A 12,768-nucleotide genomic window follows, 5' to 3' on the forward strand; every position below is an offset into this window, starting at 1 on the left:
TTTATTTCACCAATCCTTTCACCAATTGTTCGAGCTCCTTGCGGGCTTTGATCTCTTCGATTAATTCGGCGGCCACTTCGCGGACCGTCAGCGCATTCATTAAATGGTCCTGGGCGTGAATCATCAGCAGCGTAATTTCGGTGCGTTCCCCGCGTCCTTCGGCTTGAATCAAGCCTGTCTGCACTTTGTGGGCTTTGGTCAGGCTGCCTTTCGCCTCTTTAATGAGCGCCTCGGCTTCTTCCAGCTTGCCTTCTCTCGCAACGCGAATCGCTTTCAGGCTGTAGCTTCTTGCCTCGCCGCTATTGGCGATGATTTGCATGACGGTTTGTTCGTAATCCATGGGTTCTCTCCACTCCTATATAAGACTCTCTATTTCTTTGATAAATTGTTCGTACGTGCCCGCCTGCAAAATGCGGCTGCGGCTTTCTTCTTTTTCCATGAAGATTAGTAACAGCTTGCTGATTTCCTTGTGCAAAAAGAGCTGCCCTGGCCGCAAGTTGATCAGGAAAATGAGCTGAACCGGCTTGCCCTCATGCAGGATCGGCCGTTTGAGCACGGTGACGTTGATGCAATCCTTGATCGCACCCATACGCATCGGATGGGGACCGGCGACGCCGTTTTTGTAAATGGTCGTAAATTTGCTCTCCCGCGTCAGCACTTGTTCGGGGAAATCGTCCGCTGCATATCCTTTGGATACGATCTCCTCGCAGCGGTTTTGCAGCAATTGCATATAATCGCCGCCTTCCGTTACATGGAACAGCTCCTTGCGGAACAGCTCCTTGAAATCCAGCAGCTTATACGAGGTCTGCACCGTGGCCATCTGCAGGGAAACCGTTTCGCGAATGCGCTGAATTTCTTGATCGTCCAGCCAATTTTTAATGTGGATGACCGGTTTGTCCGCCATATCCCGAAGTTCCTGTTCAAGCGGGACCGTCGTTAAAATCAGATCCACCGGCTGCTTCATGATATCCGCAATTTCGTTGACGGAGGCCGTGACCACCGACGCTTTTGGAAACAGTGCCTCCAGCCTGAGCCGGATCAAATGCGCGCTGCCCGCGCCGGACGAGCATATGACGACGATTCGTTTCAGCTGCTCCAAACGCGACTGCTTCATCCGTTCCAAATGCGTAGCGAAGTGAAGGGCGACATAACCGGCTTCGTCACGCGACATTTTAAAGCCGTACCTGGCCTCGATGAACTCGGCAAATCGGAACGAAATGAGAAATACGTTGGCATACTGGCTGTACACGTCCTCGACCAGCGGATTGCTGAGCTGCAGATTGTAATAGAGACGGTTCAACAATGGGAACATGTGCAGCAGCAGCGCATTTTGCAGATCGTCATCCCGGCTGAAACCAGTGAGAAACTCCTGATCCAACTGCGATAATATTTCGAGGATACCTCTGCGCAGCTGCAGCTTCGACTGTTCGGACACATGCTCCACGATCGTTTTGCCCGAAATATGCAGCGCCAAATAGTTGATTTCGTCCTCGGGCAGCTTCATGTTCAAATGCTCGTCGATCCACGCCGCAAGCTCCTCCGCAATGTCACGGTACAGAGCCTCCGGCTGTGGAAGCGACGTCTGTCCCGGCACGATGTGATTATGCTTGGATATGCGATATAACAGAATCAGCAGATGTGTCACCAGATTGTTCAGAAACACATCGGATATTTTCAGTGCTTTCGTTTTCAGCACGTGCAGCAAATGGTTTTTCAGTCGCTCCTTGTCCAGCTTGCGGCTAAAGTCGTAAAACTCCCTGCTCTGTTCGACAGGCTGTTCGGATTGCAGCACGTAATGAGAAAACGCTTTGCGGAAATTCTCTTCGTTTCCCTCCACCCGAATGCCGTAGTGTGCCCGACGTGTCAGGTTTAATCGAAAGACGGCCAAGCGTTCCTCCACTTCCTTCAAATCCGCGAGCAGCGTCGATCGACTGATGCCCATTTCGTCGGCAAGCCGATCCATCGGGACGTAATCCTGGCTTTGCAGCAGACAGAATAACACTTGCTGCTGTCTCGCCGACCTGTCGTTCAGATCGATGCGGTGTTCCTCTGTCGTTTCGTTTGCCATGTATGATCGGAATCGTTCAGGGGCGGTCACTTCGAGCGCGTAACCCTGATTGCGAATCATGCGAATGCAGTAGCCGTGCCGCTCTCCTGCCTGGCCAAGCTGGCGAATCGACTCGCGAACGGTCCGTTCGGACACGCCCAGCGCCGCGATCAATTCGTTCATGTGCACCGGCGTCTTGCTGTCATGGAGCAGCATCATCAGTTTGTGTTGCCTCATTAGAAATCCCTCATTTTGATACTAGTATCGGTAAAGCCACCCAGCTGGTTCTAACCTTATGATAGGTGAAAGCGCTCCCCGTAGAAAAGTGTGTAATTTGCCATGTGAAACGGCAAAAAGTACAGCATACCCCCTTTTCCGCAGCGAGAACAATCCCTCCCCCTTCCTGGATGTAATGTGAAAAAAAGAACAAGAAAGGACGCGCAAGGAATGAGGTAGTGCAGAACCACTTCACAAATGGCAGATTTGCCCCCTTCTCAAGATCAGTCACCCTCAGTCGAAAGATTGGAATGACGGGGAAATGTTTTGGTCAGTAAATCCTGGACTAAGTCTCCAGTAATAACAGGATGGTGTGTTGATACTAACGGAACAATATCATGGGTAATGCCCGACTGTGGCATCCTTCACTGTATTTTAACTACCAAAAGGCATTCTGCGATCGCAGAATGCCTGTTTCATTTACCTATTTTCAATGACATTTACCAGTTCATAAAATTTTTTCAATCCACTATTGGGCCAGCTTAAGCCTATGCCTGTACGTTCTAAATGCTCTGAATTCGCTGGATCAAAACACTCAAATGTTTGAATGTCATTACATTCGTATGTTTTGCCATTTATTATAAACTCTTCAAAACTGGTAAAAGGACAAGGCAGCAACCTGAAAGAACTAATATACCCTTTTTTATGAACTGTGGGTTCAAAAAATACATGCAAGTATTCTTGGTCTATTCGATATTGAAAACCATTGAACTCCCTGATCTTGCCCATCTCTCACAGCTCCTTTTGATCCATTTGTAAAATACAGGATACTGGCCCCATGCCCTTGGATGAACTCCTCTCACCCGTCCATTCTCACTATCGGCAGAACGAAAGGAGACAAAAATCAGTTGTTATTCGTCTCTTTCCGCTCTCCGAACAGCCTGAGCTCGGCCATTTCAAACATCGTGCTTGACGGATCGATCATGTGTAATTTCAAGAAGCGGAACGATGCGTTTTTATGCTCTTCGCCGACTTCCAGTTCTTGCATATCCTCTGTGACTACGGTAAGTTCCGGCGTTAACCGGGTCCACGTCGTCATATCATTAGAGCCGAACACGGCCACACCGCCGATTCTTTCGGGAAAACTCGCTCTGACTTGCATAGCTATTTTATCCAGCGATATGTTGAACTCACTTCCGAAATCCATCGTGTAACTCAGGTGATCCGCCAAATAATATCCCGCAAAGCTGTCGGAGGCACCATCCACCAGATTGATGATTTGGTTTCCGAAGGTAGAGGCAACAACCATATCGACGTAATTGATGCTGCCATCCTGCATGAGAGGGGTTAGTTCTTCCAGACTTTCAACAGCCGCGTTCAGCTCCACTAGTTTTTGATAGAATTGTTCATCCGAAGCAGTATTTAAGGCATTCATTACATCTTCATACACTGTCCTATACGCTCTCAAAGACGATGAAATGTAGGACTTTTCCTGATCATATGGCGCAATGACGGCTTCTATCGCAGATCGACGGTCGTAAGTTACTGTAACGATTACAGATTTAGCGGTTACCGTAGTTCCGTCCGTCGCGCTCACAACAAAGGAATAGGTTCCTGCCTGATCAGGCTGCCAGCTAAAAGCCCCGGTACTCTCATCAAATACCGCGCCTTCCGGCTTGTGATCAAGCTGATAAGACAACACTTCACCCGGTCCTGAATCAGTGGCCGAAAAGTCATAGTGCAATGAAGCTTCGGATCCGGTATACGCATATAGATTCAATGCAGGGTTCCCTGTATCGAAAACGGGCGGTGTTAGTCGTTCCGCTGCTTTCAAATGAACATGGTCAATATCTACTTGGGTTCCGGAACCCGTAACTTTGATATAGATCAGATCACCCAGACCCTGAAATGCATCCATCGTAAACGTCACGTATTTCCACTGGCCTTTTGTATCAGGCAGCACCACTGCATTTTCCGTCCATCCATTGATCTCCAATTTCGCTGTACCGTCGGTCCGCACTTTGATCCCGACAGTTTTTTCACCTGTACCGGAAGCAACGACCGCAGCTCTGCTGCCATGTTCTGTTGCGGTGATCCTTAGATAGGAAGTGTCGCCTTCTTGACCAAGCTCTGAATAATGATCCAGCGAAGTCGTTCGCAGCTCGATTTCATTCAAGCTCGGATCAGGAGATACCTTCGGAAGAGTCGCGGTTCCTTCGCCTTCGGCCTCTTTAGGAATAAACATCCAATAATCGGCTCCTCCATCCGGCGACTCCCACCAGAACGGATGGCGTTTGTTAAACATGTCGGTATAGTAGGGCGCAGCCTGCTCCATGTCCAATCCCAGCTGATACTTATAATAGTAATACTGACCATAAACGTTGCCGCCAATGCGGCCTCGGTATGCCCCCGATATATTTTTATAAATAATCGTCGGATTCCCTTCGATATCCGTATGGGCTGCGACCGGTGTCCAAGGCGGATCATAGCCTATCATGAATTGCGCGAAATAATCGGCCGCTTTCAATATACGATGGTCCAAAAACTCGTAAACACTGACTGCGTCTTGCGCCGTCGACAGCGTCCCTTCAACGGGATCAACTTTTGTTCGCTGAGCCTCCAACAATCGTCCCAGAATCTCCACGTTGGTAAGATCGCCGGCGCCATGCGCCTGATCCCGTCCCATTTCCACGTGTTGGACTCTTGGAGGGGTTACCGCTTCCCCTGTCGTAATATCCTCAGTCACCCATCGGAACAGCTGCTTGATTGAACCGTTTTGTCCCTGGTCTATTGCGGTTCTGTTCACGGTAAACCATTCCACGCCCTCCTCATATCTGTCGAAGTTATCCGTGAATATATAACCGGACATGGCACCTAATAATGGGTAAAGATGCTGATTCATGAACTTGTCATTAAAGTGCAAAAAGGTTTCCGTCATTGGAATAATCAGATTCGTAGTGAACCGGGCCGTATCCTCTTCCGTCCACGCCCATTTCGGGTCTTCATTCTCTGCACCCGAGCAGCGCAAAAGCTCTGCTGCAGCAGCCATCCGGTGGAGAGGTATGCCCATATGAATATGGGAATCCGTAAAATAGGTATATTGATCGGGATCCATCTGCTCCCATAAACGTATGATTCGCATCGCATTGGCCCGATAGGCTTCGTCCCCGGTAATATAATACATAATGGCTTGGGTGTACGCTCTCAAACCGTCTGCGACGAATGCTCCTTTACTGTTCACAGCACGTGTTTTAGGGCGATCCGTGCCATCCGGATTGGAACCTGCGTAAATATTGGATGCAAATGCCTTGGAAGCATATCCGGATTGGGACATCCAAACGTAGTAGGTATACCACGGATCCTTTTTGGCAACGACCTGCTCACGCATATTTTCCAGTATTCCCTTCGTTAATCCTATGCCGGGATGCGTAAATCCCTCATCGGAAACGACCTCTGTAATGATTACCTTCTCTGTCCCGGCCGGTATTTCATTCGCAAAAGCGGTGTCACCCCCCATGGGCAGATAGGATGCAATCATAATCAAAAGCAGAAACATGCCAATGGCCGTCGTCGGCGCTCTCCATATTCGATTTCTTTGCTTTTTCATCCCCAACCTCCTCATAGTAACGTCCAAAATATGCCTGAAACTATAAAGTCATTGCTGTGATTGCTAAACGAAAAAGGAGATCTCTACTTGCAGAAATCCCCTTGCTATATATCGAATGAATCAATGTACAGATTCAAGCTTCCATTGCTGATGCTTTCCAAGCAAGTATCGCCACTGGATGAGTGGTACTGATTCTTCAGAGGATGCGTTCAGAACGTCGACCGATAGGTTCGTGTGTATAGGCGTAATCCGGTAATAACCGTCACCGACGGGGATGAACGCGAATTTCTGACTATTTCCTCCCGTACTCGCGGATAACGCAAATTGGGCGCCACGAGCAAGGGAGTCATTTGCTACCCCTAAATAAAGACCGCTCTCACCATTTTTGATGCTGTACTGGCCTCCGCCGATGTGAGTTACGGCCCATTGCTGATGCGTCCCCCCCGTATATGTCGACTTCTGCACAAGATTGCCACTCGCTTCCATCGATTTGCCATCAAGTCGTACTGTGAATCGGTAAGTGCCATCGGCAATATTTTCTGAGGGGAGCGCTGCCGATCCTCCGCTGCCTGCCGGACGCGTGTATAGCAATGTTCCGAATCCAAGGTGATCGAATGTCGAAGGATACTGCGGGTTTGGGCCACCTTCCGTTCTCATCAAAGCAGCGCGGGCAGCAATGTTTGGAACGTTCATGCCTTTTCGATTCGCATAATGATTGTAGATCATTTCCCAGATCGGGCGAAATTCATTGCGTCCGGCACCGGATATGACCGTGTGGGTTTGAACGGCACCATTGGTTCCGGAACCCCATTCATAGGATGCAAAGGGAACATCATCATCTCCATTATTGTACTTTGCCACATATTCGGCAGCTTTCATAAAGCGGTTATCCGCCCAGCCATATAAGTCATCGCCCTGATTCCATGCCATTTCATTGATCGTGGCCATTAAGCCGATGCCGAGCTGGGTATGTGCCTGATCACGTCCGGACTCCTGCCATTGGGCGAGCCCATCCGGATGCAGAAACGGGATCGCATTGTAAATCGAGCCATTTCCAGCTCCATGCTTGAAATATTCTATCCCGATCTCATAGATATCTTGGCGATCACAGAACACTCCGATGGCAATGGTTGCTGCCATATTGCTCAAATCCCAGTTTGCCCAGTAGTTTTGAATGTAGGCGTCGTTGTGGTCCCGGCCAAATTCATTACCGATCAGGAAACGCTCGTTAAGAGGTTTATAGAACACGTTAAGCAGCATAGCCTGCATTCCTTGTACATCAAATCCAGGGTAATCTCTCATAAGCTCAGCCGCATTAGCCAGTTGATATCCTTGTAAACCCGCAGCTAAATAGCGATCGGCATTGCCCGTAACCGTTGTAAGCGTGGATGACCATGCATTCAAAATGTCCCGTGCCGTATCTCCGTGTGCCGTGTCTCCGGTGATTTTCCAGCGCAGTGCATTCTGGTAAGCACGGGCTGCATCATTGTAGAGCAAACTCACATTATCGCCCGTGCCGCCTCGAATGATCGTGGCCGTGGCCCGGGGAGTCCAACCTGCCGCAGAAAGCGGGCTGTTCACTAACTGGTTCCATCCGTCCAAGTAGGGTTGTTCCCCGGCCGCCACCATTTGCTTGATACGAACCAAATCTTCCTCAGTATGCAAAAGTCCGGGATGCACAAAATCCGGTTCGGCAGCAGCGATGTTATCTTTCATTCCGAAACAAAACATGCTTCCTATAAAGCTGAAAATCAAGACCATGAACCAAAATTTTCTCATCATGCATCATCTCCTTAGATTAATGACAATCCCTCAATCCTCTCTCCCAAAATTAATGGTTGATTAGCTTCACGCCATGCACATGATTTCCGAGCACGACATAGTCATGATTCAATGCAAATTTTTCGCCATTTACCGTCACGTTTTCGAACGTAATATGGCTTACCGTTCTGCTCTCATCGTAGCCTTCGATATGCGAGGGATTGTTGCAGGTCCCGCTGTAATGAATATTTTTAAAGTGAATGTTCTCAATTCGTTTGCCCGGAGCCGGATTATATTTTTCGTTTTTCAACACGCGAAGATTAAACAATTCGCCCAGTTCAAAATCCTCAATCCGGATATCTTCATAGGTTACGTTCCGAACCGTGTTGTTGTCGCCTGCATTGATGGCCAGGCATCCCCAATAGTCCGGCTGCGGCTCATGATGCTCCAAAATATCGATATCCGCAAAATGAAGGTTCTCTATATGATCGCCTTCACTGTCATAATTGCCGTGTGTGCCGATATTGATCGGATGAGCAACGTCAGCCCATAAGGTTGAACCCTTCACGGTGACATCCTGGGTATTTCCCTGAAATTCTCCCCGGGAGGCATATACCGCAATGCAATCATCCGATGTACGTAAAAACCCGCCTTCGATGAGGACATTTTGGCATGCCATCATATCTATACCGTCACACCAGCCGCGCGTACTGAAGGTCTTCAGGTTTCGGATTCGGATGTTGTCCGACTGACCAAGGAGAACCGTATAGTGAGGCGGATCAATCACCGTAATTCCTTCAATATGGATGCGGCTTGAGTATTTAACTTCGACGCCTCTGTAATAAGTCGTTTTTTCAAAGTCGGACATATATAATATCCCTCGGCCTTTAATGGTTACATCCTGTACATGATTGCAGATCAATCCGCCGTAAATGACTGCCCCGCCTGCAACGCAAACCGTCGTATGCGAAGGGATTTCCAGACGGGATTCGTCCAGACGATGTATTCCGGGGCCAAATATAATGCGGGGGCTGGACATATTTTTCAAGGCTTTGTTAAGCTCTCTAACCTGATGCATCCCGGGCTTTAACACCATAGTCTCTTCGCCTTCCGATTCTACAGGGACCGGGTCATCGCTTAACGGATTTGCAAATATATGGAGATTATTAAATTTCCCCCCGTTCACTTCTAAAGACAACAACCTTGGCTGATCGATTTTAAATGTAACCACTTGCTCTTTGATATCGCACTTTATGCCGTAGGAGAACGGACGAACAACGGCATTCCGGACCCGTCCAACATGGTAATGCACCTCCATTTCAACTTCGCCCGAACAATCGAACATAACCATGGATGCATTACGAACATCATGCATATCCACCTTAACGTTATAGCTGAATAAGGACTGCCATTCGCCATCTGCCGTCCGCAGCCTTACGGAATAATCCGAATTGCCCACTGCACCCTCGGGTGCAGGGTATGTTTTTACGGTATGTGCCGACAATCGAACCTCTCCTCCCATAGAATCGAATACACCGAAAGACAGGGTTCCACCAGATTTGAACTGCCTTCAGAAAAGGTAAATGCGGTTCCCTGACTACGGTGTATTATTCGTCGTTTATTTGTGTTGTTGACGGGCTTCATACACTTTCATCGCTTCATCTAATACTTGTTGGCCACCGCTCTTGAGCCACTGATCTTTGAAGTTCTGGAATGCGGCATCGAGATCATTATTTTCGATAATGGCCTTTGTATAGAACTCATCCTGTAAAGTGATCAGCGTCGCCCAATACACGCCCTTACTCTCCAGGGAGGTTGGTCCGAGAACATCCGAGATTGTCTTCATTCCCTCGTTAACCTTTTCCCTGAACTCCATTTTTTCTTTCGAGAAGTGATACTTCCACATACTTACATCGCGTTCCACCAATGGATTGTAATAACCGCCGTACCCCATCAGACGCGCGTCATCGGCAGAACTTGCATACGGTTCTTTCATAACAACGGCACCATCGACCAAGTCATAAGATACCCCTTCTTCACCAAAGACGGTACGTAGATACACTTCATCGACCGAGGTCAATTCTTCAAGCATTTGAAGGATTCGAATACGCTTTTCGTCGTCCTCCTCGACTTGTTTGCCGAAAATTAACGGGACCTGCAAAGCACCATTGGACATCACGAGTGATTCGCCGGCCGGACCGATGAGACCTTTGCCATAGACCGGAAAAGTTCCATTCGTTTTATCGCTTTCTTGGGCGCCAAAGAGATGATGGTACATCATGTTGTCCATGTATCCGATTTTATGACTGCCCCACTTTTGACCGATCAGCTCCCCGTTATCCGTCATAAACTCCGGATCGATGAGCCCTGCTGCATACCATTTTCTCAGCAGTTTTGTAGCTTCCTTGGCCTCATCCGTAATGCCGCCCCAAGTCACTTTCCCCTCATCCGTCAACACAAACTGGTACGGGTTTACACCATATGCCGCGTATATGGAGTTGAACATTTGTGCCCTTACGTCCTTTCCGCGTCCGCTCATACCGTAAGTATCCATTTTGCCGTTGCCATCCGGGTCGTTATTGCGAAATTTGGTAAATACATCTTCCAATTCTTCCAATGTTTTTGGCGGTTCATTATAACCGATCGCTTTCAACCACTTGCCGTTATAGGTAGGGATAAAGCCGTATGATCCGTTTAGCCAGATGCGCGGAACGCCGTAGTTTTTTCCATCGATCATTCCAACATCCCAGGCATTCGGGTCAATTTCTTCCACTTCCTTGACATAGGTAGGCATATATTGTTTGATTTCATCCACAGAAATGCTTGCAATGACACCTTGTCTGGCCCAATTCGTCATATCCGCTTCACTGATGTTATGCGGGAATATATCCGGGATTTCGCCCGATGCGACCTTGATTTTGAAGTTCTCATCATTGCCTCTCATATTGACGAATTTGACGTTAAACCGCTCCTCCAGATACTTTTGCGTTGGGTTCCCATCTTCCGTAGGTATATCCCAAGTCGAAGCATTGGTCATGATGACAATGGGGTCATCTTTCCCCTGATTTTCTGCATCCTTGCTTTCGTCGCCGCTTGAGCTGCAGCCTGCCCCTGCCAAGGAAACGGACAATACTGCCGCCATGCCGAATCTCATCCATACTTTCATATTCAGACCCTCCTCTATATCATCCACTTGCTGTACAAACAAGAGCGGCGGACACCTGCCCGGGTCATCACCGTCATCCTTTTAATGAACCAATCATCGTTCCCTTCACAAAATACTTTTGCAGAAACGGATAAACGATCAAAATCGGAAGAGCAGCAAACATGATGGTAGCCGCTTTGATAGAGGACGTATATTGGAAGTTCCCCACCGCCGACCGTCCGAAAGTTTCAGCGTCCGTATTGGTTATAACAATCTCTCTTAAAAAGAATTGCAAAACTTGTTTCTCCGGATCCGATACGTAGAGCACGGCATCGAACCAGGCATTCCAGTGCCCTACAGCGGACCAGAGCGCCAAAGTAGCGAGCACCGGCTTCGATAAAGGAAGGATTATTCGGTACAAAATACTGATATCATGGGCACCGTCAATTTTCGCCGATTCTTCCAATTCCGTTGGGATGGACATAAAGAAATTACGAAGTACAAGCATGGAGAAGACAGGGATAAGTCCAGGCAGAATGTAGATCCACCGGCTGTCAAGCAAATGCAGCCACTTCATCAATAAGTAGGTAGGAATGATCCCCCCTCCGAAGAACATCGTAAACAGAATAAACATGGTATAGAAACTGCGGTGGGGCAAATATTTGCGTGATAAAGGATACGCGCACATGGACATGGCAATCAGCGACAACGTCGTTCCCACGACTGTCCTAAACACCGAGTTGCCGAATCCGGTCCAAATTTTGCTTTGGCTTAACACTTGGCTCCACGCGAAGAAATCAATCTCCCGAGGGTAAAAATGAAAACCGAACCGGCTCGCTTCGCTTGGACTGCTAAGGGATAAGGAAGCAATATGCAAAAAAGGATAAATCGTGATCAGGCACAACAGCGATATGATCGTGATCAGGATGCATTGAAAAATACGTTCTCCCATCGTAAGTCTCATATTCGAAAAACCTCCTTTCTCCCTTGTTAGAGGACGCCTTCCTGCCCCATTTTCTTCATCGCATAGTTTGTGCCGAGCACCAGTGCAATGCCTATGACGTTTTTGAATAATCCGACCGCCGTCGTCAATCCAAACTGTCCTTGTACGATACCGGCACGGTAGACATACGTATCAATGACGTCGGCAACCTCATAAACAGCCGGACTGTATAAATTGAAAATTTGGTCAAACCCCGCATTAAGGATCCCGCCGAGCGATAAGATAAACATGATGGAAACAACGGGCAGAATCGACGGAAGCGTAATGTGAAAAATTCTTTTCCACCTCCCTGCGCCATCAATGACGGCTGCTTCGTATAAAGTAGGGTCGACTCCTGAGAGCGCTGCCAAATAAATAATCGTGCCCCAGCCGATCTCTTTCCATATCCCCGTTGCAACCAGAGCCGGCCGGAAATAATTGGGGTCTGCCAAGAAGTAGATCGGTTCCATGCCAAACATCTGCAATATAAAATTCACAGGTCCCTCGGACGGCGATAACATGACGATAATGATTCCCGAGAGAATGACCCAAGAGAAAAAATGCGGAATATAGGAAATAGACTGCGCGAACCGCTTGAACAGGTTGGAACGCAACTCATTTAACAGGAGTGCCAAAATGATTGGAGCCGGAAAACCGAAAATAAGGTTGTAAAGACTGATCAACAACGTATTTGTAAAAATCCTCGCAAAGTCTGGCGACTGAAAAAACAAAAACCGGAAATGGTCCAATCCCACCCATTCACTTCCCCAGATTCCTTTTACGGGACTGAAATCTTTAAAAGCCAGTTGAATCCCGTACAGAGGGCCATAGTGGAAAATCGCAAACCAGACCAATGCGGGAAACAGCATAATAAACAAGTGTTTGCTTTTTTTATATTCTTTTAAAGTCTCCCTCCATTTGTTCGGCCTTTTCAGCACAACGTTGGTACCGTTTTCATTTCCTCGGATCATGTTCGGATTATTCAACATGCTGCACTTCCTTCCAGCGAT

9 protein-coding genes are annotated in these 12,768 nt (G+C 48.0%); all 9 read right to left on the reverse strand.

Going from position 1 to position 12,768, the window contains the following annotated elements; all coding sequences use genetic code 11:
- Position 1 precedes the first annotated feature (1 nt).
- Positions 2-340, reverse strand: a complete 339-nt coding sequence (locus RSX24_RS00895) for a PTS lactose/cellobiose transporter subunit IIA (RefSeq protein WP_236417377.1) — start codon at positions 338-340, stop codon at positions 2-4.
- 15 nt (positions 341-355) lie between these two features.
- Entirely contained in the window at positions 356-2,284 is a 1,929-nt protein-coding gene (locus RSX24_RS00900) for a BglG family transcription antiterminator (protein WP_343259425.1), read from the reverse strand.
- Positions 2,285-2,743: 459 nt separating this feature from the next.
- Complete coding sequence (locus RSX24_RS00905) at positions 2,744-3,052, reverse strand: hypothetical protein (protein WP_343259426.1); 309 nt, start codon at positions 3,050-3,052, stop codon at positions 2,744-2,746.
- Positions 3,053-3,167: 115 nt separating this feature from the next.
- Positions 3,168-5,870, reverse strand: coding sequence for a putative Ig domain-containing protein (locus RSX24_RS00910; protein ID WP_343259427.1), 2,703 nt, complete (start codon positions 5,868-5,870; stop codon positions 3,168-3,170).
- Between the two features lie 120 nt (positions 5,871-5,990).
- Entirely contained in the window at positions 5,991-7,652 is a 1,662-nt protein-coding gene (locus tag RSX24_RS00915; RefSeq protein WP_343259428.1) for an RICIN domain-containing protein, read from the reverse strand.
- Between the two features lie 49 nt (positions 7,653-7,701).
- Positions 7,702-9,135 carry a glycosyl hydrolase family 28 protein gene (locus tag RSX24_RS00920; RefSeq protein ID WP_343259429.1) on the reverse strand — a complete coding sequence of 478 codons (1,434 nt, stop codon included), beginning with the start codon at positions 9,133-9,135 and terminating at the stop codon, positions 7,702-7,704.
- A 114-nt stretch (positions 9,136-9,249) separates the two neighbouring features.
- Complete coding sequence (locus RSX24_RS00925) at positions 9,250-10,797, reverse strand: extracellular solute-binding protein (protein WP_343259430.1); 1,548 nt, start codon at positions 10,795-10,797, stop codon at positions 9,250-9,252.
- Between the two features lie 73 nt (positions 10,798-10,870).
- Positions 10,871-11,740: a carbohydrate ABC transporter permease gene (locus RSX24_RS00930; protein ID WP_339277685.1), complete on the reverse strand. Its 870-nt coding sequence runs from the start codon at positions 11,738-11,740 to the stop codon at positions 10,871-10,873.
- A 26-nt stretch (positions 11,741-11,766) separates the two neighbouring features.
- A complete protein-coding gene (locus RSX24_RS00935; protein ID WP_343259431.1) occupies positions 11,767-12,747 on the reverse strand; it encodes an ABC transporter permease in 981 nt (326 codons plus the stop codon).
- Positions 12,748-12,768 lie beyond the last annotated feature (21 nt).

Origin of the sequence: Paenibacillus hubeiensis (assembly GCF_032334105.1) — a bacterium.
Classification (GTDB): domain Bacteria; phylum Bacillota; class Bacilli; order Paenibacillales; family Paenibacillaceae; genus Paenibacillus; species Paenibacillus hubeiensis.